The 23,281-nt window shown below is 71.8% G+C and carries 22 protein-coding genes and 2 tRNA genes; 12 read left to right on the top strand and 12 right to left on the bottom strand.

Features of this window, described 5'->3' with window-relative positions:
- Position 1: 1 nt before the first annotated feature.
- Positions 2 to 74 (bottom strand) — tRNA-Val (locus tag NUH29_RS00845).
- Positions 75 to 112: 38 nt separating this feature from the next.
- Here NUH29_RS00845 and NUH29_RS00840 point away from each other — a divergent pair.
- Positions 113 to 808: a DUF1345 domain-containing protein gene (locus tag NUH29_RS00840; RefSeq protein ID WP_258796973.1), complete on the top strand. Its 696-nt coding sequence runs from the start codon at positions 113 to 115 to the stop codon at positions 806 to 808.
- Between the two features lie 6 nt (positions 809 to 814).
- Here the strand turns inward: NUH29_RS00840 and NUH29_RS00835 are convergent, their stop codons facing one another.
- Entirely contained in the window at positions 815 to 1,288 is a 474-nt protein-coding gene (locus tag NUH29_RS00835; RefSeq protein WP_258796972.1) for a peroxiredoxin, read from the bottom strand.
- Positions 1,289 to 1,409: 121 nt separating this feature from the next.
- On the opposite strand from NUH29_RS00835, the gene aceE reads away from it, so the two are divergent.
- From aceE to fabF, 6 genes are all read left to right on the top strand, one after another.
- On the top strand, positions 1,410 to 4,133 hold the full coding sequence (gene aceE / locus NUH29_RS00830; RefSeq protein ID WP_258796971.1) for a pyruvate dehydrogenase (acetyl-transferring), homodimeric type: 2,724 nt from the start codon (positions 1,410 to 1,412) through the stop codon (positions 4,131 to 4,133).
- Positions 4,134 to 4,146: 13 nt separating this feature from the next.
- Entirely contained in the window at positions 4,147 to 5,325 is a 1,179-nt protein-coding gene (locus tag NUH29_RS00825) for a PucR family transcriptional regulator (RefSeq protein ID WP_258796970.1), read from the top strand.
- An 81-nt stretch (positions 5,326 to 5,406) separates the two neighbouring features.
- Positions 5,407 to 6,336, top strand: coding sequence for an ACP S-malonyltransferase (locus tag NUH29_RS00820; protein WP_258796969.1), 930 nt, complete (start codon positions 5,407 to 5,409; stop codon positions 6,334 to 6,336).
- On the top strand, positions 6,333 to 7,334 hold the full coding sequence (locus tag NUH29_RS00815; protein WP_258796968.1) for a beta-ketoacyl-ACP synthase III: 1,002 nt from the start codon (positions 6,333 to 6,335) through the stop codon (positions 7,332 to 7,334). Before NUH29_RS00820 ends, NUH29_RS00815 begins: the two co-directional genes overlap by 4 nt.
- A gap of 41 nt (positions 7,335 to 7,375) precedes the next feature.
- On the top strand, positions 7,376 to 7,624 hold the full coding sequence (locus NUH29_RS00810) for an acyl carrier protein (protein WP_258796967.1): 249 nt from the start codon (positions 7,376 to 7,378) through the stop codon (positions 7,622 to 7,624).
- A 93-nt stretch (positions 7,625 to 7,717) separates the two neighbouring features.
- Entirely contained in the window at positions 7,718 to 8,953 is a 1,236-nt protein-coding gene (gene fabF / locus NUH29_RS00805) for a beta-ketoacyl-ACP synthase II (RefSeq protein WP_258796966.1), read from the top strand.
- Positions 8,954 to 8,960: 7 nt separating this feature from the next.
- On the opposite strand, the gene NUH29_RS00800 is transcribed toward fabF, so the two are convergent.
- The 3 genes from NUH29_RS00800 to NUH29_RS00790 all read right to left on the bottom strand — a co-directional run bounded on the left by NUH29_RS00800 (position 8,961) and on the right by NUH29_RS00790 (position 11,398).
- Entirely contained in the window at positions 8,961 to 9,110 is a 150-nt protein-coding gene (locus NUH29_RS00800; protein WP_258796965.1) for a hypothetical protein, read from the bottom strand.
- Between the two features lie 18 nt (positions 9,111 to 9,128).
- Positions 9,129 to 9,632 carry a DUF3145 domain-containing protein gene (locus NUH29_RS00795; RefSeq protein ID WP_258796964.1) on the bottom strand — a complete coding sequence of 168 codons (504 nt, stop codon included), beginning with the start codon at positions 9,630 to 9,632 and terminating at the stop codon, positions 9,129 to 9,131.
- A gap of 116 nt (positions 9,633 to 9,748) precedes the next feature.
- Positions 9,749 to 11,398 carry a bifunctional 3'-5' exonuclease/DNA polymerase gene (locus NUH29_RS00790; RefSeq protein ID WP_258796963.1) on the bottom strand — a complete coding sequence of 550 codons (1,650 nt, stop codon included), beginning with the start codon at positions 11,396 to 11,398 and terminating at the stop codon, positions 9,749 to 9,751.
- A gap of 56 nt (positions 11,399 to 11,454) precedes the next feature.
- On the opposite strand from NUH29_RS00790, the gene NUH29_RS00785 reads away from it, so the two are divergent.
- Both NUH29_RS00785 and NUH29_RS00780 read left to right on the top strand, forming a co-directional pair.
- Complete coding sequence (locus NUH29_RS00785) at positions 11,455 to 11,880, top strand: VanZ family protein (RefSeq protein WP_258796962.1); 426 nt, start codon at positions 11,455 to 11,457, stop codon at positions 11,878 to 11,880.
- Positions 11,881 to 11,915: 35 nt separating this feature from the next.
- On the top strand, positions 11,916 to 12,845 hold the full coding sequence (locus tag NUH29_RS00780) for a DsbA family protein (RefSeq protein ID WP_258796961.1): 930 nt from the start codon (positions 11,916 to 11,918) through the stop codon (positions 12,843 to 12,845).
- Between the two features lie 159 nt (positions 12,846 to 13,004).
- Here NUH29_RS00780 and NUH29_RS00775 read toward each other — a convergent pair whose 3' ends face one another.
- The gene (locus NUH29_RS00775) at positions 13,005 to 13,844 is read right to left on the bottom strand and encodes a DUF1684 domain-containing protein (protein WP_258796960.1); all 840 of its coding nucleotides are present in this window, start codon (positions 13,842 to 13,844) and stop codon (positions 13,005 to 13,007) included.
- Positions 13,845 to 13,991: 147 nt separating this feature from the next.
- Between NUH29_RS00775 and NUH29_RS00770 the strand changes: the two genes are divergently transcribed.
- Both NUH29_RS00770 and NUH29_RS00765 read left to right on the top strand, forming a co-directional pair.
- On the top strand, positions 13,992 to 17,738 hold the full coding sequence (locus NUH29_RS00770; RefSeq protein ID WP_258796959.1) for an SCO7613 C-terminal domain-containing membrane protein: 3,747 nt from the start codon (positions 13,992 to 13,994) through the stop codon (positions 17,736 to 17,738).
- Between the two features lie 118 nt (positions 17,739 to 17,856).
- Positions 17,857 to 18,591 carry an alpha/beta fold hydrolase gene (locus NUH29_RS00765; RefSeq protein ID WP_258796958.1) on the top strand — a complete coding sequence of 245 codons (735 nt, stop codon included), beginning with the start codon at positions 17,857 to 17,859 and terminating at the stop codon, positions 18,589 to 18,591.
- Positions 18,592 to 18,604: 13 nt separating this feature from the next.
- Here NUH29_RS00765 and NUH29_RS00760 read toward each other — a convergent pair.
- The 3 genes from NUH29_RS00760 to NUH29_RS00750 all read right to left on the bottom strand — a co-directional run bounded on the left by NUH29_RS00760 (position 18,605) and on the right by NUH29_RS00750 (position 20,952).
- Positions 18,605 to 18,681 (bottom strand) — tRNA-Ile (locus NUH29_RS00760).
- A 45-nt stretch (positions 18,682 to 18,726) separates the two neighbouring features.
- Complete coding sequence (locus NUH29_RS00755; RefSeq protein ID WP_258796957.1) at positions 18,727 to 19,959, bottom strand: glycosyltransferase; 1,233 nt, start codon at positions 19,957 to 19,959, stop codon at positions 18,727 to 18,729.
- A gap of 39 nt (positions 19,960 to 19,998) precedes the next feature.
- Positions 19,999 to 20,952: a DMT family transporter gene (locus NUH29_RS00750; RefSeq protein ID WP_258796956.1), complete on the bottom strand. Its 954-nt coding sequence runs from the start codon at positions 20,950 to 20,952 to the stop codon at positions 19,999 to 20,001.
- A 40-nt stretch (positions 20,953 to 20,992) separates the two neighbouring features.
- Here NUH29_RS00750 and def point away from each other — a divergent pair, with 40 nt between their 5' ends.
- On the top strand, positions 20,993 to 21,559 hold the full coding sequence (gene def / locus NUH29_RS00745; protein WP_258796955.1) for a peptide deformylase: 567 nt from the start codon (positions 20,993 to 20,995) through the stop codon (positions 21,557 to 21,559).
- Here def and NUH29_RS00740 read toward each other — a convergent pair.
- From NUH29_RS00740 to NUH29_RS00730, 3 genes are all read right to left on the bottom strand, one after another.
- Positions 21,556 to 21,942, bottom strand: a complete 387-nt coding sequence (locus NUH29_RS00740; RefSeq protein WP_258796954.1) for a response regulator — start codon at positions 21,940 to 21,942, stop codon at positions 21,556 to 21,558. The two genes, def and NUH29_RS00740, sit on opposite strands and share 4 nt — an antisense overlap.
- The gene (locus NUH29_RS00735) at positions 21,939 to 22,853 is read right to left on the bottom strand and encodes a sensor histidine kinase (protein WP_258796953.1); all 915 of its coding nucleotides are present in this window, start codon (positions 22,851 to 22,853) and stop codon (positions 21,939 to 21,941) included. Before NUH29_RS00735 ends, NUH29_RS00740 begins: the two co-directional genes overlap by 4 nt.
- Positions 22,854 to 22,952: 99 nt before the next feature.
- Complete coding sequence (locus NUH29_RS00730) at positions 22,953 to 23,264, bottom strand: SHOCT domain-containing protein (protein ID WP_258796952.1); 312 nt, start codon at positions 23,262 to 23,264, stop codon at positions 22,953 to 22,955.
- Positions 23,265 to 23,281 lie beyond the last annotated feature (17 nt).

Raw genomic sequence — 23,281 nt, 5'->3', positions numbered from 1 at the left:
GTGGGTCCTGAGGGACTCGAACCCCCGACATCTTCGGTGTAAACGAAGCGCTCTACCAGCTGAGCTAAGAACCCGGAACTCCGATGGTATCGGGCCGGGCTAGGCTCCGAGCGTGACGCGCAAGCCCCACGATTTCCGCACCACGCCCGAGCACAGGTGGCCGGTCGCGACCGCCGTTCTCGGCGCGCTCGCGCTCTACCTGCTGCAGCCCTCGATGTTCGTGCCCTGGTTGCGCTGGGTGGTCGTGGTGGCGTGCCTCGCGGTGCTCACGACACTCGTGTTCCTCAACCCGCACCGCTTGTCGAAGGAGTCGCGCTGGTCACGCGTCGCCTCGATCGTCCTGGCCGTCCTCCTGCTCGTCGCCAACCAGTTCGCCCTCGTGGCGCTCATCATCGACCTGTTGTCCTCCGGCGACTCGGATGCGGGCGGCATCCTGCTGATGGCCCTCCAGGTCTGGGTGACGAACGTCATCGCCTATGCGGTCATGTTCTGGGAGATCGACCGCGGGGGTCCCGTGGTGCGGCGCCGGGACGCGCGAGAGAAGCTGCCGCACGCATCGTTCCGCTTCCCGCAGGACGAGGACCACGACACGGTCGCCGAGGTCGCGGCCGGCTCCTCGAAGACCGCCGACTGGACGCCCGAGTTCTTCGACTACCTCTACTTCTCGGCCAGCAACTCGATGGCCTTCAGCGCGACCGATGCGATGCCGCTCACCCGCACGGCGAAGGCGCTCATGCTGCTGGAGTCGTTCTCGGCGTTCGTGATCCTCGCGCTCGTGATCGCGCGCGCCGTCAGCGCGATCGGCTGATCGACCTCAGACCGAGACGGGGAGCACCTCGTCGAGGGCCGCGCGGTACTCCTCGAGGGAGCGCGCCTGCCCCGGCGCGGTGATGAAGGAGGCGCGGATGATGCCCTTCGCGTCGATGACGAAGGTGGCGCGGTTGGCGAACCCCTTCTCCTCGAGGAAGACCCCGTACTCCTTGGCGACGGCTCCGTGCGGCCAGAAGTCGGCCAGCAGCGTGAAGTCGTAGCCCTCCTGCTCGGCCCACGCGCGCAGAGTCGCCTTCGAGTCGACCGAGATGCCCATGAGCTCGACCCCGTGCTGCCGGAAGAGGGCGAGGTTGTCGCGCAGCGCGCACAGCTCGCCCGTGCACGTGCTCGAGAACGCGAGCGGGAAGAAGACGAGCGCCACCGGCTTGCGACCGTGGAAGTCGCTCAGACGGATGTGCTCGCCGTACTGGTTCGGCAGGTCGAAGTCGGGTGCCTGCGTGTCGTTCTCCAGAGCCACGAGCGACGATCATACGCCGCGGGCCGCGGATGCACCGGCGGCCGTGCCCCATGTGGGAATCGTGCACGCGCACGGGCCTAGACTCGACGATGGCCATGACACGATCAGGAAGAGGTCAAGGGTGACGGTGAACGACCAGGATCCGTACTCGGTGAACAACACCGATCAGGACCCGGAGGAGACCGCCGAATGGCAGGAGTCCCTCGACGCGCTCGTCGCGGACAAGGGGCATCAGCGCGGTCGCGAGATCATGCTCAGCCTGCTCAAGCGGTCGAAGGACCTGCACCTGGGCGTGCCCATGGTGCCGACCACCGACTACATCAACACCATCGCGCCGGAGAACGAACCCGCGTTCCCGGGTGACGAGGAGCTCGAGCGCCAGTACCGGCGCTGGATCCGCTGGAACGCCGCGGTCACCGTGCACCGCGCGCAGCGTCCGGGGATCGCGGTCGGCGGCCACATCTCGACCTACGCGTCGAGCGCGTCGCTCTACGAGGTGGGCCACAACTGGTTCTTCCGCGGCCAGGACCACCCGTCCGGCGGCGACCAGATCTTCTACCAGGGGCACGCCTCCCCCGGCATGTACGCCCGCGCCTTCCTGGAGGGCCGCCTCTCCGAGCAGGACCTCGACGGATTCCGTCAGGAGAAGTCGCGCGCACCGCACGGCCTCAGCTCCTACCCGCACCCGCGGCTCATGCCCGAGTTCTGGCAGTTCCCGACGGTGTCGATGGGCCTCGGGCCGATCAACGCCATCTGGCAGGCGCAGAACAACAAGTACCTGACCAACCGAGGCATCGTCGACCGGTCCGACAGCCGCGTCTGGGCGTTCCTCGGCGACGGCGAGATGGACGAGGTCGAGAGCCGTGGCGCGCTCCAGTGGGCCGCGAACGAGAAGCTCGACAACCTGACCTTCGTCGTCAACTGCAACCTGCAGCGCCTCGACGGGCCGGTGCGCGGCAACGGCAAGATCATCCAGGAGCTCGAGAGCTTCTTCCGCGGTGCGGGCTGGAACGTCATCAAGGTCGTCTGGGGTCGCGAGTGGGACGAGCTGCTCGCGCGCGACACCGGGGCGCTCGTGAACCTCATGAACGTCACCCCCGACGGCGACTACCAGACCTACAAGACCGAGGACGGCGCCTACGTGCGCGAGAACTTCTTCGGTCGCGATCCCGAGACGCTCAAGCTCGTCGAGGGCTACAGCGACGAGCAGATCTGGAACCTCAAGCGCGGCGGCCACGACTACCGCAAGGTCTACGCGGCGTTCAAGGCCGCCGTCGAGCACGAGGGCCAGCCGACCGTCATCCTCGCGAAGACCATCAAGGGCTACGGTCTCGGCAAGAGCTTCGAGGGCCGCAACGCGACCCACCAGATGAAGAAGCTCACCCTCGACAACCTCAAGCAGTTCCGCGACGAGCTCCGCATCCCGATCTCCGACGCGCAGCTCGAGGAGAACCCCTACCTGCCGCCGTACTACCATCCGGGCGCGGACGACGTGGCGATCCAGTACCTGCAGGAGCGCCGCTACGAGCTCGGCGGGTACCTGCCGCAGCGCCGCACGCGTCACGTCGACGTCGCCCTGCCCGAGGCGAGCTCCTACGAGATCGCCAAGAAGGGCTCCGGCAAGCAGGAGGTCGCCACGACCATGGCGTTCGCCCGGCTGCTGAAGGACCTGCTGAAGGCCCCCGGCATCGGCGAGCGGATCGTGCCGATCATCCCGGACGAGGCGCGCACCTTCGGCATGGACGCCTACTTCCCCACGGCGAAGATCTACAACCCGAACGGCCAGCATTACACCTCGGTCGACCGCGAACTGCTGCTCGCCTACAAGGAGAGCCCGCAGGGTCAGATCGTGCACGTGGGCATCAACGAGGCCGGCGCCTTCGCGGCGTTCACCGCGATCGGCACCTCGTACTCGACCCACGGCCAGCCGCTCATCCCGGTGTACGTCTTCTACTCGATGTTCGGCTTCCAGCGCACGGGCGACGCCATGTGGGCCGCGGGCGACCAGATGGCGCGCGGTTTCATCATCGGCGCCACCGCGGGGCGCACCACGCTGACCGGCGAGGGCCTGCAGCACGCCGACGGGCATTCGCCGCTGCTGGCCTCGACCAACCCGGCCGTGGTGGCGTACGACCCCGCCTACGGCTACGAGATCGGGCACATCGTGCGCGCGGGCCTCGAGCGGATGTACGGCGACAGCCACCCGGACCCGAACGTCATGTACTACCTGACGGTCTACAACGAGCCCATCGTGCAGCCCGCGGAGCCCGAGGACCTCGACGTCGACGGCCTGCTGCGCGGCATCTACAAGCTCAAGGACGCCACCATCCGGGGCCCCAAGGCGCAGCTGCTCGCCTCCGGCGTCTCGGTGCCCTGGGCGCTCGAGGCCCAGGAGCTGCTCGCCAAGGACTGGGGCGTGGCCGCGGACGTCTGGAGCGTCACCTCGTGGAACGAGCTGCGCCGCGACGGCGTCGCCGCCGACGAGCACAACTTCCTGAACCCGACCCAGCAGCCGCAGGTCCCCTACGTATGGCAGAAGCTGAGCGGTGCGGAGGGGCCCTTCCTCGGCGTCACCGACTACATGCACGCGGTTCCCGACCAGATCCGGGCGTGGGTGCCCGGCGAGTACGCCACCCTCGGAGCCGACGGCTTCGGGTTCAGCGACACCCGCCCGGCCGCCCGCCGGTTCTTCAAGATCGACGGCCCGTCGATCGTGGTGCGCACGCTGCAGTCGCTCGCGCGCCGCGGGCAGGTCGACCCGGCGTACGTGCTGCAGGCGATCGACAAGTACAAGCTGCACGACGTGACCGCCGGGACGACGGGCTCGGCGGGCGGCGAGAGCTAGGCCGACACCGCCCGTGCCCGAGAGGACCAAGGAGCAGACGCTCGCCTGGCTACGGACTTTGTCCGGAGAGCTCGCGACGTCGACCCTCAAGCGCCTCGACGACACGCTCCCGTGGTATCGCGAGATGCCGCCCGGGCGACGCAGCGCCGTCGGCCTCGTCGCCCAGGCGGGCATCACCTCGTTCATCTCCTGGTACGACGACCCGAGCTCGACCCCCTGGATCGCGGCCGACGTCTTCGGGGCCGCCCCGCGCGAGCTGCTGCGATCGGTGAGCCTGCAGCAGACGCTGCAGCTCATCCGTGTGACGGTCGAGGTCGTCGAGGAACGGGTGAAGAACGCGGGCGACGACCTGCGTGAGGCGATCCTGCTGTACTCCCGTGAGATCGCCTTCGCGGCCGCCGACGTCTACGCCCGCGCCGCCGAGGCACGCGGTCTCTGGGATGCACGGCTCGAGGCACTGGTGGTCGACTCGATCCTCACCGGCGAGTACGACAGCGAGCTCCCGAGCCGTGTCGCGGCCCTCGGCTGGAACGGCCACGGCGCGGTGTCGGTGCTGGTCGGCACGGCGCCGCGGATGCTCGACGTCGACCAGCTGCGGCGCACGGCACGGCACCTCGACGCCGATGTGCTCATCGGCGTGCAGGGCAGTCGCCTCGTGCTCGTCATCGGACGCGTCGACCCGCCCGAGGAGGGTGAGGTGCGGGAGCCCCTGCCGTTCCTCGAGATCGCCCGGCAGCTGGAGCCCGGTTTCGGCACCGGGCATCTGGTGCTGGGGCACGAGGTCCCGTCGCTCGTCGACGCGGCCCGCAGCGCCCGCGCCGCCCTCGCCGGATTCGCGGTCGCGAAGTCCTGGCGGAACGCACCGCGGCCGGTGCTCGCCGACGACCTGCTTCCGGAGCGCGCGCTCGCCGGCGACCCGCTCGCGCGCGCGACGCTCATGGGTCGCATCTACCAGCCCCTCAAGGCGCACTCGAACGAGCTGCTGCAGACCCTCTGGGCCTACCTCGACAACGGCCGATCGCTCGAGGCGACCGCCCGGGAGCTGTTCGTGCACGCCAACACCGTGCGCTACCGGCTCAAGCGCATCAGCGAGATCATCGGCTGGGACGCCACCGGGGCCCGCGAGGCGCTCATCCTGCAGACGGCGCTCATCGTCGGATCCATCGCCGACACGGGCAAGAAGAGCGAGTGATGTAGACATCCGCCAACGTCTCGGCGGATATCTCGTGCCCCGTATGCCACCTCGCGCCGCGCATGTTGGCAGGATGGACGGGTGACCGTCGTGATCGTCGCGCCCGGACAGGGCTCGCAGACCCCCGGATTCCTCGACCCCTGGCTCGCCGAGCCGCGTTTCGCGACGCACCTCGACGAGCTCGCCGACGCGGCGGGGGTGGACCTGCGCACCCACGGCACGGTCTCCGACGCCGACACGATCCGCGACACGGCGGTCGCCCAGCCGCTCATCGTGGGCGCCTCGCTGCTCTCGCTCGCGGGCGTGCTCGACGGCGGGCGCGAGGCGCGGATCGCCGGCATCGCCGGCCACTCGGTCGGCGAGGTCGCCGCGGCCGCGGGCGCCGGCATCCTCGGCGAGGCGGACGCCATGCGCTTCGTCGCCGCACGCGGCCGCGCCATGGCGGATGCGGCGGCACGCACCGAGACCGGCATGGCCGCTGTCATCGGCGCCGACGAGGCGGCGCTCTCGGCCGCCCTCGAGCCTCTCGGCCTCTCGCCCGCCAACATGAACGGCGGCGGCCAGATCGTCGTCGCGGGAGAGCTGCCCGCGCTCGCCGCCCTCCAGGCGAACCCGCCCGCGGGCGCCCGGGTGATCCCGCTGCAGGTCGCCGGCGCCTTCCACACCCGGTTCATGGCCCCCGCGGTCGACACGATGGCCGAGGTCGCCGCCGGGATGCCGACCGGCCGGCCCCGCCTGCGGATCTGGACGAACCGCGACGGGTCGACCGTCGACGACGGCGCACGCTACCTCGAGCTGCTCGTCGGACAGATCTCGTCGCCCGTGCGCTGGGATCTGGTGATGGAGTCGTTCGCCGCGAACGGTGTGACGGGGCTCATCGAGCTCGCGCCGGCCGGCGCGCTCGTCGGGCTCGCCAAGCGCGCCCTCAAGGGCCTCCCGACCGTCGCCGTGAAGACCCCCGACGACCTGCCCGCCGCCCACGCCCTCATCGATCAGGAGTCCGCCGCGTGACCATCCATCTGAAGCAGGCGCAGGGCGCACCCGGCAGCCGCATCCTCGCGCTCGGCGCCGCCCGCGGCGACCTCGTCGTGACGAACGACGAACTCGTCGGGCCGATCGACTCGAGCGACGAGTGGATCCGTCAGCGCACCGGCATCATCACGCGCAAGCGGGCCTCGAAGGGCCTCGACGCGATCGACCTCGCCGAGACCGCGTCCCGCGAGGCGATCGAGAAGTCCGGGATAGAGCCCTCGCGGATCGGTGCGGTGCTGGTCTCGACCATCAGCAACGTGGCCGTGACGCCCTCCATGTCGACGCTGCTGGCCGAGCGGCTCGGGGTCGCCCCCGCGCCCGCCTACGACATCGGGGCGGCCTGCGCCGGGTACACCTACGCGATCGCCCAGGCGGATGCGCTCATCCGCTCCGGCGCGGCCGAGTACGTGCTCGTGGTGGGTGCCGAGAAGCTCTCGCAGTACGTGCACCCGGAGGACCGCTCCATCTCGTTCCTGCTCGGCGACGGTGCGGGCGCCGCGGTGCTCGGGCCCGCGGACGAGCCGGGCGTCTCCAAGACCGTGTGGGGCTCCGACGGCTCCAAGTGGGACGCCGTCGGCATGAACGCGACCTTCGAGGAGTACCTCGACAAGAAGAAGCCCTGGCCGACGATGCGCCAAGACGGCCAGACCGTCTTCCGTTGGGCGGTGTGGGAGATGGCCAAGGTCGCCAAGCAGACGCTCGAGGAGGCCGGCGTCTCGGCCGACGACCTGGCGGCGTTCATCCCGCACCAGGCGAACATGCGCATCATCGACGAGCTCGCGAAGCAGCTGAAGCTCCCGGAGCACGTGCTCATCGGGCGCGACATCGAGACCACCGGCAACACCTCGGCGGCCTCGATCCCGCTCGCCACCCACCGGCTCCTCGAGGAGCACCCCGAGCTGTCGGGCGGTCTCGCCCTGCAGATCGGTTTCGGCGCGGGCCTCGTCTTCGGGGCCCAGGTCGTGCGGCTCCCCTAAACTTGTCCCCGGTCACTCGACACCCCTAGGAGAAAACGAACATGGCACTGTCCACCGAAGAAGTCCTCGCCGGCCTGGCTGAGCTCATCAACGACGAGACCGGCATCGCGGCGGACACCGTCGAGCTCGACAAGTCGTTCACGGACGATCTCGACATCGACTCCATCTCGATGATGACCATCGTGGTCAACGCCGAGGAGAAGTTCGACGTCAAGATCCCCGACGAGGAGGTCAAGAACCTCAAGACCGTCGGCGACGCCGTCACCTACATCGTCGGCGCCCAGAGCTAGTCGACGACGGACGGGGGCGCACATCGCCCCCGTCCGTATCCCCTGCCCCGCAGACCCCGCGGGGCGTGTTCCACCACCTTCGGAGTACCTCGAATGACCAAGAAGATCGTCGTCACCGGCATCGGCACGTCCTCGCCTCTCGGTGGCACCGCCCCCGACACCTGGAACGCCCTGCTCGCGGGCGAGTCCGGCGCGCGGGCCCTCACCCACGACTGGGTGAGCGAGCTCGAGCTGCCCGTGACCTTCGCGGCCGAGGCGAAGGTGCGTCCGGATGAGGTGCTCGAGCGCCAGGAGATCAAGCGCCTCGACCCGATGAGCCAGTTCGCGCTCATCGCCTCGCGCGAGGCGTGGGAGGACGCGGGCGCGCCCGAGGTCGAGCCCGAGCGCTTCGGCGTCGAGTACTCCACCGGGATCGGCGGCCTCTGGACGCTCCTCGACGCCTGGGACACCCTCAAGGAGAAGGGTCCCCGTCGGGTGCTCCCGATGACCGTTCCGATGCTCATGCCGAACGCGGCGGCGGCCGCCGTGAGCATGCACCTCGGCGCGCGGGCCTTCGCGCGCAGCGACGTGTCGGCATGCGCCTCGAGCACCGAGGCGATCGCGAACGCGTACGACCACCTGCAGCAGGGGTACGCCGACGTGGTCATCGCGGGCGGCACCGAATCCGCCATCCACGGCATCACCATCGCCGCGTTCGCGTCGATGCAGGCGCTCTCCAAGCGCAACGACTCCCCCGCGACGGCCTCGCGCCCCTACGACCTCACCCGTGACGGGTTCGTCATGGGCGAGGGCGCCGCGTCGATCGTGCTCGAGACCGAGGAGCACGCCAAGGCGCGCGGCGCGAAGATCTACGCCGAGCTCGCCGGCGGCGGCGTCACGAGCGACTCGTACCACATCACCGCGCCGGACCCCGAGGGATGGGGTGCCTCCCGTGCGGTGCGCGCGGCACTGGCCCAGGCGGGTGCGACACCCGACGACGTGACCCACATCAACGCGCACGCCACGAGCACGCCGGTCGGCGACATCGCCGAGTACAAGGCGCTGCTGGCCGTGTTCGGCGACCGCGTCGGCTCGATCCCGGTGTCGGCCACCAAGGCGTCGACGGGCCACCTCCTCGGCGGCACCGGCGCGCTCGAGGCGATCTTCACGATCCTCGCGGTGCAGCAGCGGCTCGCCCCGCCGACGATCAACCTCACCGAGCAGGATCCGGAGATCCCGCTCGACGTGGTGACCTCGCCGCGCGCGCTCGGCGACCGGGCTCAGCTCGCGATCTCGAACTCGTTCGGGTTCGGGGGCCACAACTCGGTGGTGGCGTTCCGCAGCGTCTAGCCGTCGCTCAGATGATGCGGCAGCCGTCGTGCTGCGTGCAGACCCCGTCGAAGCCGTCGTCGGGCTGATCGCCGTCGGCGACCTCCGCGAGCAGGATCAAGGGCTCCTCGAGCTCGTCGAACAGCGCCCGCAGGTCGATGTCGTTCGTCTTCAGCATGATCACACGCCCTTCGCGTCAGCCGACCTTGTGGAGCCAGATGACCGGCGAGTCCTCGCCGGCGTAGCGGAACGGTTCGAGCTCGTCGTCCCACGCCTGTCCGAGCGCGACGCGCAGCTCGCGGTGCAGCTCGAACGCGTCCGATCCGGCCGACTCCATGGCGGCGCGGATGCGGTCCTCGGGGATCACGACATTGCCGGCGGTGTCGGTCTGGGCGAAGAAGATGCCGAGATCGGGGGTGTGCATCCAGCGGCCGCCGTCGGTGCCGAGGCCCGCGTCCTCGGTGACCTCGTAGCGCAGGTGCTCCCAGCCGCGCAGGGCGGAGGCCAGCTCGGCCCCGGTGCCGCGGGGTCCCTCCCAGTAGTACTCGGTGCGCTGCGCGCCCGGCAGCACCGGCTGCGCTCGCCAGTCGAAGTTGACGGCGCGCCCGAGTGCCCGGCCCGCGGCCCACTCGACATGCGGGCAGAGAGCACGGGGAGCGGAGTGGACGTACACCACTCCGCGCGTGATCGCAGCAGCCACTTTTCTCTCCGTTCGTCAGATGCGACTTCCCCATCGACCTGACGTACGTGCGCTGGTGCTTGAGCCGATTATGCCTGGTCGCACCCCGGAATCACAAGCGTGTCGTTCGGCGTGTGCTACTTCGCGTCGGCGTAGCTGTCGACGATCGCGACCGTGACCGGGAACTCGACGGGTGCGTCGCCGAACAGGATCCGTCCGGCGTCGGCCGCCGAGGCCCGCAACGCCTCCGCGACCTGCTCGGCGAGAGCCTGCGGCGCGTGGACGATGAGCTCGTCGTGCAGGAAGAACACGAGGTGCGGCCTGTCGGCGAGTGCGAGCTCGGAGGAGTCTGCGCCTCCGAGGTCCCACAGCATCCGGCGGAGCGACCCCATCCAGCACAGCGCCCACTCGGCCGCGGTCCCCTGCACGACGAAGTTGCGCGTGAACCGGCCCCAGGCGCGGCTGTCGGTGCGGGCCCGCGCGCGCTCCTCCTCGCTGCGGGTCTCGTCGTAGGCGGCGTCGCGCCCCGGTGGCGAGGTGCGCCCGAGCCAGGTGCTCACGACCTCGCCCCCCTCGCCGGCTCGGGCTGCCGCCTCGACGTACGCCATCGCGCGCGGGAAGGCGCGCTCGATCCGGGGGCGCATCCGTCCCGACTCCCCGGTCGTGCCGCCGTAGATCGCCCCGAGCATGCCGTACTTGGCCTGAGACCGGGTCTCGACCGCCCCCGCGTCGACCATGCCCTGGTAGAGGTCGTGCGCGCGGCCCGCACGCGCCATGGCGGCGTCGCCCGACATCGCGGCGAGCACGCGCGGCTCCAGCTGGGCCGCGTCGGCCACGACGAGCTTCCACCCGGGGTCGGGGACGACGGCGCCGCGCACCTGCTGCGGCAGCTGCAGCGCTCCCCCGCCGTCCGACGCCCAGCGCCCCGTCACCACGCCCGCCGGGACGTAGACGGGGCGGAAGCGCCCGTCGTGCACCCATTCGTCGAGCCAGGCCCAGCCGTTCGCCGTGTACAGCCGCGCCAGCTTCTTGTAGGCCAGCAGCGGTTCGACCACGGGGTGGTCGACGCCCTTCAGCTCCCAGCGGCTGGTGCTGCGCACCCGGAGCCCCGCGCGCTGGAGGCTCTTCAGGAGCGCGGGAGGTGAATCGGGGTTCACCTCGGCATCGTCGAGCGCGGAGCGGATCCGGGCGACCAGCGCCTCCATCCGTGCGGGTCGCGCACCCGGCGTGCGCGCGCCGAGCAGCTCCGTGAGGATGCGGTCGTGCCGGACGGGATCCCACGGCAGCCCGGCGTGCTGCATCTCGACGGCGACCAGCGCCCCGACGCTGTCGGCGGCGGTGAGCAGGGCCAGCCGCCCGGGTGCGGTGCTCTCCGCGATGGCGGTGCGCTGGCGGCGCAGCTCCTCGACCGGGTCGTCGTCGGGTTGCGGCTCGTCGAGCTCGAACAGGGCCTCGGAGGGTGCCGTGTCGGGGCTCCGCGAGGCATCCCAGCGGTCGCGGGGCGATCGGGCGAGCGCCGTGGCGACCGTCGCGGAGGCGTTGCGCAGGATGGCACGGCCGAGGCGCAGATCGACGCTCCGGTCGATGCGGACGCCGCCGGCGAGCAGGGCGGGGTACCACCGGGCGGTGTCCGCCCAGACCCACCGGGGCCGGCCGCGCTCGCGCTCCGCAGCCCAGGCCGCCAGCCCCGCCCGCGCGACCTCGAACCGCGCGGTCTCGACGAGCTCGGCGTCGAGCTCGACGAGCTCCACGCGCCCCGCACCCGGAGAGCTCACGGCGACGTACACGTCCCCATCCTGCCGCGCCCCGCCGACGTCCGACGTGCTCTCGCTAGCCTGGGCGGGTGCGCCTGCTGCTGCGGATCCTCTTCGCCCTCTACCTGGTCGCCGTCGGGTTCGTGGTGTGGTCGCCGCAGCCGGAGTCGGGGTCGGGGGTGCTCGCGGTGATCGTGCGCTGGATCGTCTCCGTCACGAGCCTGCCGGCGGGCCCGACGTACGACACCCTCGAGGTCGCGGCGAACGTCGTCATGTTCCTGCCCTTCGGGGTGCTGGCGATGACCGCCTACCGGTGGATGCGCGTGTGGTCGACGACGCTGGCGGGGCTCGCGACCAGCGCGCTCATCGAGGGGGTGCAGCTGGCCCTGCCGTCGCGATACTCGACCGTGTCCGACCTGATCGCCAACACGGCCGGCGCACTGCTCGGCGCCCTGCTGGTCGCCGGGGTCCGGAGGGCGCGGCGGCGCTCACAGGAGTCTCCGAGTTCCGCTTAGCGTCGCACCCAGCGAGCGCGCGCAGGGTGGGCGCGATGACCGCCGACACCCGCGCCCCCCTGACCAAGAAGGGCCAGCGAAAGCTCTCGAAGAAGGAGCAGATCGCCCGATCGCGGGAGGGGGCGAAGCTCAAGCGGGAGCGCGAGCGGCGGCGACGCATCCGGAACCGGGTGCTGCTCGCCTCCGGGCTGACGGTTGCCGTGGCGGTCACCGGCACCGCGACCGTCGCAGGCCTCTGGATGAAGAACCGGGAGGCGCAGGCGGGCCCCGAGAACATGGCCAGCGACGGCATCCTGCTCAGCGGCGACGGCTCCGCCGTCACGGCGACGCGCACCGATCGTCTGGAGGCCGACGACAGCCCCACACCGACCGTGGTCGACCTCTCGGCCGGCATCCCCGCCATCGTCGCCTACCTCGACTTCGCCGACCCGTCGAGCACGGCGTTCCTCACCGCGAACTCGGACCTCGAGTCCTACCTGAGCGGCGGCTACGTGACCCTCGAACTGCACCCCGTCGCGCTCGTCGACACCGCCGCGGGTGACGACTACTCGGTCCGGGCGGCGAACGCGCTGGCCTGCGTGGCCCAGTACGCCCCGGACAGCGCCTACGCGGTCGCCACCGCGATGGCGGCCGCCTACCCCGCCGCGGACACCGATCCGCCCGCCGACGACGCCCTCGCGATCCTCGTGCAGAACGCGGGCGTGACCGAGGAGCACGTGGCGGGCTGCATCACCGACGAGCGCTTCCGCCCGTGGGTCACGCGCGCGAGCGCCCACGCGGCCTCGACCGGCGTCCCCGGCACCGACCTGGGGCCGGTCACCTCGGCCCCCGTGATCCTCGTGAACGGCGCGCCGTACACGGGTGACACGAGCGACGCCGACGCCTTCACCACGTTCCTGTCCGACCAGTACACCGCCCAGACCTCTTCCGACACCGCCGACGGCACGACGGACACCACCCAGTAAGGGGCCGAGCGCAGGCGGGTCGGGGATTTCGACACGCCGCCTGCGGCGGCTACTCAATCAACCAGTGCCACTCACCGGTGTCGGCACTCGAGATCGGGCGCGACCGCGCTCGTGCCCGATCTCGGCCGCGCGCCGCGGATCATCGCGGCGCCGAAGAGCTCAGTGGAGCGGCGTGCCGTCCTTCTTGAGCGGCAGCTTCTCCCCCGCCTCGACCGCGAACGGGAACCGGTTCTGCTTGGGCGGCAGGGGGCAGTTGAAGGCGTAGCTGAAGGCGCACGGCGGCAGCACCGCGCGGTTGAAGTCGAGGGTGATGGTGCCGTCGGCGTTGGGGGCGACGAAGAGGAAGCGGCCGACGCTGTAGGTGCTGTCGCCGTTGGTGGCGTCCGCGAAGACGAGCTGCAGCGCGCGGCCCGACTTGAAGGCGGCGAGGTCGTAGTCGACGCCGTCGCGGCTGAACGTGATGCGCCCGGGCACGACCTCGTCGCGGGTCTTGCCGTCGTCTTTGAGGTGCTCGAAGCCCACCGTGGTGCCCTCCGGGTTCAGCGACCAGTCGGCGGTGATCACCCAGCTCGGGTCGTAGTCGAAGGCGTCGATGCCGCCGAACTCCTGGATCGCCTCCGACTGGGCGTCCCAGATGCGCACGGCGTAGAAGCCGCCCTCCTGCGAGATCACGAAGCCCGTCACCGTGTCGCTGAAGCGGATCGCGGAGGGTTCGGCGTCGTCCTTGCCCCGCACCTCGACGGTGCCGTCGACGGGTTCGCCGTCGACCTCGATGCCGTCGGCGGCCGCCGCGGTGAGCAGTACGCCCGAGCCGCCGTCGGTGCGCGGCGCCCAGTGGCCGGGCACGCCCCACACCGTCTGCGGGGTGTCGATCACCTGGGTGGTGGTGAGCGCGAGGGATCCCTGCGGTTGCACGACCACCAGCTCGCGGCGCGAGTGGAAGTAGGCGAACTGCTCCTCGGGCGTCTGGGTGGTCGCGGGGGCGGCGGTGTCGGTCATGGTCTCCATCCTGCAGGGCTCAGCGGATGCAACCGGCCGGGACACGGGAGTATTTCCGTCTGCGACGCACGGTCTCCGTCGCGGGGCTCATCCCCATCCGCCGCGCGGGTGACGAGCGGAGCATGCGCGGCTCGCTAGGCTCCGGCCATGTCCTGGACCGACGACGTCGCCCGATTCGTGCTCGACACCGCCGCGTGCCCGCGCTGCCACACCCGCACCTGGGAGGGCGGCGCGGCGATGCGGCTGGGGGTCTGCGCCCGCTGCGGCGCCGATCTCCGCGGTGAGGCGGGGAGCGCGCTCTGGGCGGCGTCGGAGGCGGTGGTCGACGCGGTGCGTCACCGCGAGGCGCTCATCGACGCGCTCCCGACGGCGGGGATCGCCGCCGCGTCGGCTGCTCCGCCCGCGCAGACGGCGCCGGCGGCGGCGCCTCACGTCGCGCCGCCCGTGGGCGCGCCCGGCGTGCCCGTCGAGCGGGTCGCGACCCCGGCATCCGATCGCCCCCGTTCGGCCATCAGCCTGCAGTCCGTGCTAGCGGTGGTGGGCGCGGGGCTGCTCGCCGTCGCGGCGATCGTGTTCACCTTCCTCAACCCCGATCTCACCGACTTCGGCACGCGCACCACGATCATCGCCGTCGTCACGGCGCTGTTCCTCGGCGGCGCCTGGCTGCTCCACAGCCGCCGGCTGCAGTTCTCGGCGGAGGCGATCGGTGCTCTCGGGATGGTGTTCCTCGCGCTCGACGTGTGGGCGTTCTCGCGGGTGGCCCCTCCGGATGTCAGCGGCTGGTTCTTCGGCGCCCTCGGCCTGCTGGTGAGCGGCGGGGCGATGGTCGCGGTGGGTGCGCGCATGCGGATGCGCACCTGGCTGTGGTCGGGCCTCGTCGGGCTGGCGATCGTGCCGGCCTTCCTCGGCTACGGGTTCGCATCCGCCCCCGAGGTGCTCTCCGCAGGCTGGATCGTCGCCTGGGGTCACGTCGCCGTGGTCTTCTCCGGGTGGGCGCTGCTCGAGCTCACCCGACCGCTGCGCGACCGTCTCGGCTCCCCCCTGCTCGCCGACCGCGTCTCGCTCACCGTCCTCCAGCTCGCCGCCGTGCTCTCGGCGATCCCGCTCGCCCTGGTGTTCGCGGGCCGGCTGCTCCCCGACGCCCCGGGCTACCTCATCGGTGCGCTGTTCGCGGTGCTCGCGCTCGGCGCCCTGCTCACCACCCGCGTCATCGCCCCGGAGCTGTGGACGCTCGGCGGCGGGGTGCTCGCATCCGCCGCCCTCGTCGCCGTCGCGGCGGCGGTCCCGCTGCCCCGCGAGGAATGGACCTTCCTCGCGGTGGCTGTCGCCGCCGCCCTGCCGCTCGTCGCGGTCTCGCTCATCCCGCGCACGGGCCCCATCCGTCGGCGAACCCTCGAGTTCGCCGTCGTGGGCGTCACCCTCGTGGTCGCGCTGCCCTCGTTCTTCGCCCTCGGGGCGGCATCCGTGTTCGCTCTCGACCGGGCGTGGTCGGCGGACGAGACGATCACCCTCGACGCCGACACCGCCGTACGCGCCGCGATCACGAGCGCCGCACTCGTCGTCACCGCTCTCGGGGTCTGGGCGCTCGCGCGGGCGTCCCTCGAGCCGGGCCGCGCACGAGCGCTGGCCGTGCTCGCCCGCTGGATCCTGGTTCCCGCCGCGGCCGGCCTCCCGCTCGCGTTCCCGGCGCACCTCGCCCTCACCACCGGCTACGCGCTCGCGGTGTCGGCGGCGGCCTCGCTCGCGCTCCTGTTCGTCGACCGCGTGCGGCGCTCCGCGCTCTCGCTGCGGGCGCCGCTGGTCACCGTCGCCTACGGCGCGATCGTCGAGGCGGTGCTGCTCTCCTGGCCGGACGCCGCGCTCGCCGCGATCGGTGGCGCCGCGGCCGTCGCGATGCTCGGGCTCGCCGCGCGCACCGCCCCCGCCCGCATCCGCCCGCTGCACACGACGATCGGTTTCGCGTATCTGCTGGTCGCCGGCGCCGCCGCACTCAGCCTGACCGAGCTCGAGCTGCTGCCCGTGCTGTGCCTGCTCACGAGCGGGGCCGCCGTGGTCGCGATCGCGGCGTCGCTCACCTCCTGGCTGCCGACCGGCAGTTGGTACGCCGTGCTGGGTGTCACCGCCGTGCCCTTCGGGATCGGCGTCGTGTCGGTGCTGATCGAGCGCAGCGGATGGACGGCGCTGTCGAGCGGGGTGATCTTCCTGCTCGCGGTGACCCTGATGCTGACGCGGCGCGCGGGCGCCGGACGCGTGCTGCGGGCGGGGGCCGCTGCCCTGCTGGTGCCGACCCTGGCGGTCGTCGTGGTGTGCCTGGCGGCCCAGCTGCTCACGGTCAGCGGCTCCCCCTACGCGCTCGTCGTCATCGCGGCCATCGTCGCGATCGCCCTTCCCACCACCGGGCTCGTGCGCGGCGCGCTCGTGCGGGCCGGCTACCCGGTCGCGACGGCGGATGCCGTGCGTCTCGCGATCGAGGCGTCGTCGCTCGTCACGGGCGCGATCGCGGTGGTGCTGGCCCTCGTGCGTGCGGCCGCCGGGTTCGACATCGCCTTCGTCGTGCTGCTGGTGCTGGGCATCGGGTCCGCTGCGACCGCGCTGTGGATGAGACGGCGCTACGGCTGGTGGACGGCGGCCGCCGCCTGGACGGGAGCGCTCTGGTGCGCCTGGGCGATCGCCGGCGTCGCCGTCGTCGAGCCCTACGTGCTTCCGCCTGCGGAGGCGGCGATCGTCGTCGGGGCGGTGCTGACCGCCCGGCGCCGGGGCGATGCCGGGCAGCCGGCCGCGGCCCTGTTCACGACGGGTCTCGGGGTCGCGCTCGCGCCGTCGCTGGCGCTGCTCGCCGTCACGGGCAACGGCACGGGGACGTCGTTCGCGCCGAGTGACGAGCTGTGGCGCGCGTACGCGCTGATGGCCTCCGGGGTGCTGCTGACGGTCGCGGCCGGGCTCGTGACGCGCCCCGTGGGCACCCGGGCGACCCGGTTCGAGCCCCTGCGGTGGCCGCTGCTGCTCGGCGCCGTGCTGGCCGCGTCGGCGGGCATGATCCAGGGCGCACGTCTCGGGTGGGAGCTCGATCCGCTGCCGATCGCCGGAACGCCGGCCATGCTGCAGGTGCTCGGCTTCGCGGTCGTCGCCGCCGCGACGGCCGCGGCTGCGGGCCGCCTCGCCGTCGTCGCGGGGCTGCAGACGCGCTGGGTGTACGTGCCGGTCAGCGTGTTCCTCGTGGTCGGGCCGATGACCGCGATCGAGGACGACCCGCTCTCGATCTGGACGCTGTGGGGGCTCGAGCTGCTGCTGCTCGCCGTCATGGTGGCGACGGTCTGGCGGGCCCGCGAGCGGGAGGTGCGGATGCCCCCGGTGTGGCTGCAGTGGTCGCTCGCCTGGGCCGTCGCGGTGACCGCCTGGAGCCAGCGGGAGATCCTCCGGGTGGAGGGCTTCTCGCTGCCGCTCGGCCTCGCGCTCGTCGCGGTGGGCGTGCTCGCCTTCGCGCGCGGCGCCCGCCCGGGCGACGTGCGCACCCCCACGAGCTGGCCGATCGGCTTCCGGGGCTCGTGGGCGACGCTCGCGCCCGGCATCGTGGCCACCCTGCTGCCGTCGATCATGGCGACGTTCACCGACCCGCAGACCTGGCGTGCGATCCTCGTCATCGCGTTCGCCCTGGTGGCGGTGCTGTTCGGCGCCCGCAAGACGCTGGCCGCGCCGTTCATCCTCGGGATCTCGGTGCTGCCGCTCGAGATCCTGGTGGTGTTCCTCGTGCAGCTCGGCGACACGATCAACCCGCTGCTGTGGTGGATCACCCTGGCGACCGCCGGCATCGTGCTGCTCGTGATCGCGGTGGGCTGGGAGCGCCGCACGGGGGCCGACGCGAGCCTGACCGCGCGCATCCGCGATCTGCGCTGACCCGGGACTGGCGCGCCGCTCTTCCGCAGCCCTATGGTGAGCGGCAGAGCGTCCCGACGCCCAACCCGAACCTCACCCGTTGCAGTGGCCGTACATCGCGTGAAGGAAAGGGAACAGCATGCCGGAGTCATCGAAACCGACCATCGTCCTCGTGCACGGGGCCTGGGCGGACGCGTCCAGCTGGAACGCGGTCGTCGCGCCGCTCCAGTCCAAGGGGTTCACGGTGTTCGCGCCGCCCAACGAGCTCCGGGGGCTCATCTCGGATGCCGCGTACATCGCCTCGTTCCTCGCGCAGCGCACGAGCGGACCGGTCGTACTCGTCGGGCACTCCTACGGCGGTGCGGTCATCACCAACGCCGGAGCCCACGGCGGCGATGTGCGCGCGCTCGTCTACGTCGACGCGTTCATCCCGGACGAGGGCGAGACCGTGGTCGGGATCCTCGACGGGTCGAGCTCGGCGCTCGCCGTCGCCGATCCGACGACGGTGCTCGACGTCGCCGGCTACCCCGGGGCACCGGAGGGTGCAGCCGAGGCGTTCCTCAAGCCCGACACGGTGCACACCGCCTTCGCACAGGACCTGCCGGAGGCCGAGCGACTGCTCATCGTGGCGACGCAGCGGCCCGCCTCGTTCGTGGCGAACGTGACTCCGTCGGCGACGCCCGCGTGGAGGACCATCCCCAGCTGGGCCGTGCTCGGCACCGACGACCTCGTGATCCCGATCGACGTGCAGCGCCGGATGGCGGAGCGCGCGGGGTCGACCATCTCGGAGGTGGCGGCCTCGCACGTGTCGATGGTGTCGAGGCCGGAGGCGACGCTCGCCGCGATCCATGCCGCGGTCGCCGCGATCGGCTGATTCGCCTCGGAGGTGGTGGGGCGGACGGGACTTGAACCCGTGACCGATGGATTATGAGTCCACTGCTCTGACCGGCTGAGCTACCGCCCCGCCACCACGGTACCGGCTCGCGCGGATGCGGCCGGGCAGGCGCGATCAGCCCGCGCTCGGCTCCGAGGTGCTCTCGGTGTCGGGGTCGACGATCTGCTCGCCCCGGTACAGCGCCTCGAAGGTGGCCAGGGTGCGCTGGATGTCGTGCGCGACGACCGTGTGCAACGCGCCCCGCTTGAGGCGTTCGAGCTCGGCGGGCTCCGCCGTGAGGACGGTGCGCAGGTGGCCGGCGAACTCCTCGATGTCACCCGGCTGGTAGAGGTAGCCGTTCTCGCCCGGGTGCACGAGGTGCGGGAGCGCCATCGCGTCGGCGGCGACCACCGGGAGTCCGGAGGCGAGCGCCTCCATCGTGGCGATCGACTGCAGCTCCGCGCGCGACGGCATCGCGAAGACGCTCGCCTCGGTCAGCTCGCGCCGGAGCTCCTCATCGGAGACGCGTCCCGTGAAGCGCACGCGGTCGGTGACGCCGAGCTCCCGCGCCCGCGCCTCGAGCCGCCCGCGCACCTCGCCCCCGCCGATGATGACGAGCTTCGGGTCGAGGTCGGCGAGCAGCGGCAGCGTCTCGATCGCCTCGTGGATGAACTTCTCCTCGTCGAGCCGCCCGAGGAACGCGATGACGTTCTCGCTGCGGGGTGCGAAGTCGGCCGTGTAGAAGCTCGTGTCGATGCCGCACGAGATCGCGTGCACGCCGGTGAGGCCGGTGCCGCGCTCGAAGAACTCGGCCGCACGCCGCGTCGGGGTGGTGATCGAATCCGCCATCTCGAACCATTTGCGCGCCGCCCGCCACTGCACCCGGGCGAGCCAGTCGAGGGTGCCCTTCGGCAGGATCTCGACGTGCTGCAGGATGTTCTCCGGCATCGTGTGGTTGGTGCCCACCAGCCGGATGCCGTGGCGCTTCGCGGCCGTCGCGAGCCCGCGCCCGACCACGATGTGCGACTGGAAGTGGATGGCGTCGGGCTGCACGTCGCGCACGATCCGCTCGGCGTTCGCCTTGACCCGCCACGGCAGCATGAAACGCAGCCACGGGTGCGGCAGCCAGCGCCAGGAGTAGATGCGGTGCACCGTCATGGGGGCGCCCTCGTGCACCTCGGTGAAGGTACCGACCCTCCCCCGCTGGGCGGGTGCCATGACGTGCACCTCGTGGCCACGACGCACGAGCCCCGCCGCCAGGTTGCGGCTGAACGTGGCGGCACCGTTCACATCCGGGGCGAAGGTGTCGCATCCGATGAGGACGGTGAGGCGCGGTTCGGCAGGGGGCGACGACGGCGCGTCGGTCACTCGTTCAGTCCCTCGGTCGGCGGAAACAACCCCTCCAAACTACCTCAGGGTCGACAGCTCGCCCGGCTCATCGCGCCGGTGGGTCTGCGGGTGGTGCTTGGCGAGCTGGAAGACGCCGAAGATCGCGACCGCTCCGGCGGCCGCCCAGACCAGCAGCGCCCAGGGCGGGGTCTCCGACGCCTCGCCGAGCACGAAGATGCCGATCGCGACGGCCACCAGCGGATCGATGACGGTGAGCCCCGCGATCACCAGATCGGGCGCACCCACCGAATACGCCGTCTGCACGAAGTAGAACCCGAGGCCGAGCGCGAGGAGGAGGCCGACGCCCCCCACGACCGTCACCCAGTCGAAGTTGCCGGTGAGGATCCGGTTGATGATGACCTTCGCGATCGAGGCGACGAATCCGTAGAGCACGCCGCCCGCCGCGATGTAGAACAGGGCGTTGACCTTCTTGCGGAAGAAGATGAACGCGGCCGCGAGGGCCAGCAGCACCACACCCAGGATGCCGAGCACGATGATGAGCTGGGCCTCGCTGAGCGCGTGCTCCGTGGCGTAGAAGGCGGCGACCGTGACGAACACGCCGATGCCGCCGACGCACATCACGATCGCGCGGACGGCGTGGCGGTCGAGGCTCACGTGCGAGACGCGGGCGTTGATGATCGAGGTGAGCACGAGCGCCACGATCCCGATCGGCTGCACGACGATGATCGGCGCGAAACCGAGGGCCGTGAGCTGGAACACGATGGCGAGTCCGAGCATCAGGGTGCCCCCGACCCAGCTCGGGCGGCCGAGCAGGCGCACCAGCTGCCCCCCCGAGAGGCCGGCCTTCTCGCCCGAGCCGTAGCGCTCCTCGACCTTGGCGACACCGCGGTGCTGCAGCTGCGCCCCGACCGACAGGAACACCGCCCCGACGAGCGCGATCATGATGCCGAGCCAGGGGATCGAGTTCACGAACGCCTCGACTTGGTCGTTCGTGGGTATGACGTCCGGCACCCGTCGAATCTACCCGTCCCCGCGCCGATATCCTGTGCGAATGGCCGTACTCCCGATCCGGATCACCGGGGACCCCGTGCTCCACGAGCGCGCCCAGGAGGTGGAGGAGATCGACGAGGGTCTCGCCGCGCTGGTGCACGACATGGAGGACACCATGTCGACGGCTCCCGGGGTGGGGCTGGCTGCGCCGCAGGTGGGCATCCCGCTGCGCCTGTTCGTCTACAACTGGCGCGACGAGGACGGCGCGCTGCACCGCGGCACCGCGATCAACCCCCAGTTGTTGATCTCGCCGCCTCCGGTCGGGGTGCCCGATCCGGACGACGACTCCGAAGGGTGCCTCTCGATCCCGGGAGAGCGCTTCCCGCTGCTGCGCTCGCACACCGCGCTGCTGCGCGCCGTCGACCTCGACGGCGAGCCGTACGAGGTGCTCGCGACGGGCTGGCTCGCACGCATCTTCCAGCACGAGTTCGACCACCTCGACGGCGTGCTCTACGCCGACCGGCTCGTCGACCCGCACGCGCGCGCCGCGCAGCGCGCCATCCGGCGCAACAAGTGGGGGCTCCCCGGCAAGTCGTGGCTGCCGGGGCGCGACCACCTCGAGGACTAACCCCGGATCGCGGTGAACAGCACCTCGGGCGCCACGTCCTTGTAGAGCACCGCGTAGGCGCCCGACATCGCGGCCGCTGCGACGTGGTCCTCCAGATCGATCGCGGTCAGCAGCACGATCCGGGGCGGTTCACCGACCTCCCGCACCCGCGGGTCGCCCAGGATCCGCTCCGTCGCGACGAGGCCGTTCACGCGCGGCATCTGGATGTCCATCAGCACCACGTCGGCGGGGAGCCTGCGCAGGATGCCGAGCGCCTGCGCGCCGTCGCCCGCCTCGCCGACGACCTCCATGTCGGGCTGGGAGCCCAGCAGCATCCGGTAGCCCTGGCGCTGACGCGCCGAGTCGTCGACGATCAGGATGCGGAACGGGGCGTCGGCGATCACCGCGGGCCCAGCGGCACGCCGTGCACGCCGTTGTGGTGCCGGATCGAGGGGAACACCGCCTGCACCGTGAAGCCCACCCCGGGCACGGTGTGGGCCGAGAACACCCCGCCGTAGAGTTCGGCGCGCTCGCGCATCTCCGTGATGCCCCGACCGCTGGGCGCCTGCGTGAGGGCCGCCAGGTCGTCGTCGAGCGTGTAGCTGTGCTTCTGCGCCTCGGCGTAGGGGTCGAGGCCGCCGCGCAGCGCCTCGGCGCGGATGCCGTCGTCGTCGACGAGCAACTGCAGGCCGTCGTCGGTCCAGCTGAAGGTGACCTTCGCCGTGGTGCCGGGGCCGCCGTGGGCGAGGGCGTTCGAGAGCGCCTCCTGCAGGATGCGGAAGATCGCGAGCTCCGCACCGGGCCGCAGCTCGTGCGACTCCCCCGACTCGGCGAACTCGACCTCGAGGCCGGCGTCGCGCATGATCTTGAACAGCTCGCGCACGCTCGAGAGGCCCGGCTGGGGGCCGGCCTCCGCCTCGCCGTCGCGCACCACCGTCATCACGCGCCGCAGGTCGGCGAGGGTCTCGCGCGCCGCATCCGCGATGACGGCGGCGCTGCGGCCGGCGACCGACGGGTCCTGGGTGGCGGCGTAGCGCGCACCGTCGGCCTGGGTGATGATGACCGACACCGAGTGCACGGCGATCTCGTGCAGCTCGCGGATCATGCGCAGCCGGCTGCCCTGCTCGGCGAGGGTGAGCTCGAGGTCGATCCGGTCGCGCTCCGCCTCCGCGCGCTGCCGCACCGCCGCGCGCGCCCGGCCCCGCGAGGCGCGCCACAGCGCGAGGAACACGAGGGAGGCGACGAGCAGCACCGCGCCGACCGCCGCCAGCACGACCACGAGGGTCGTCGAGTTGGCGTCGAGCCAGGCGTCCACGTCGTCCTCCTGTCGCGCGCCGGATCTCGGGGCGGTCCGTGACGATGCTAGTGGAACCGGGGGCGGGCGATCCCGGCGGATCCCCGCCCCCGGCCGGGCTCAGCCCTGCGGCGGCTGGGGCTGCTGGGAGCGCAGCACCTCGAGGCGGGCACGGTACTCGGCCTCCTCGATGTCGCCGCGGGCGAAGCGCTCGGCCAGCACGCCCTCCGCACTGCGTGCGGCCTGAGCGGAGGCCCAGGGGCCGCCCCACGGGCCGCCCCAGCCCATCTGACGCCAGCGACGACGCCGGGTGGCGACGAGGGTGATGATGAGGCCGATGATCAGCACCCAGAAGATCACCGGGACGAACCAGAGGCCCCACCCGAATCCGGGGTGGAAGTGGGTGCTCGCGAGAGCGACGGTCGACAGCATGTCGGGTGTCCTTTCCA

It is taken from the genome of Protaetiibacter mangrovi (assembly GCF_024752305.1).
GTDB lineage: Bacteria > Actinomycetota > Actinomycetes > Actinomycetales > Microbacteriaceae > Homoserinibacter > Homoserinibacter mangrovi.
This window is presented reverse-complemented; position numbering and strand designations above follow the sequence as displayed.

Excerpts from the sequence above, each read along its gene's own strand:
- NUH29_RS00810 (WP_258796967.1), top strand. The coding sequence starts at position 7,376 with ATGGCACTGTCCACCGAAGAAGTCCTCGCCGGCCTGGCTGAGCTCATC.
- fabF (WP_258796966.1), top strand. The coding sequence starts at position 7,718 with ATGACCAAGAAGATCGTCGTCACCGGCATCGGCACGTCCTCGCCTCTC.
- NUH29_RS00800 (WP_258796965.1), bottom strand. The coding sequence starts at position 9,110 with ATGCTGAAGACGAACGACATCGACCTGCGGGCGCTGTTCGACGAGCTC.
- NUH29_RS00780 (WP_258796961.1), top strand. The coding sequence starts at position 11,916 with ATGACCGCCGACACCCGCGCCCCCCTGACCAAGAAGGGCCAGCGAAAG.
- NUH29_RS00775 (WP_258796960.1), bottom strand. The coding sequence starts at position 13,844 with ATGACCGACACCGCCGCCCCCGCGACCACCCAGACGCCCGAGGAGCAG.
- NUH29_RS00770 (WP_258796959.1), top strand. The coding sequence starts at position 13,992 with ATGTCCTGGACCGACGACGTCGCCCGATTCGTGCTCGACACCGCCGCG.
- NUH29_RS00765 (WP_258796958.1), top strand. The coding sequence starts at position 17,857 with ATGCCGGAGTCATCGAAACCGACCATCGTCCTCGTGCACGGGGCCTGG.
- def (WP_258796955.1), top strand. The coding sequence starts at position 20,993 with ATGGCCGTACTCCCGATCCGGATCACCGGGGACCCCGTGCTCCACGAG.
- NUH29_RS00730 (WP_258796952.1), bottom strand. The coding sequence starts at position 23,264 with ATGCTGTCGACCGTCGCTCTCGCGAGCACCCACTTCCACCCCGGATTC.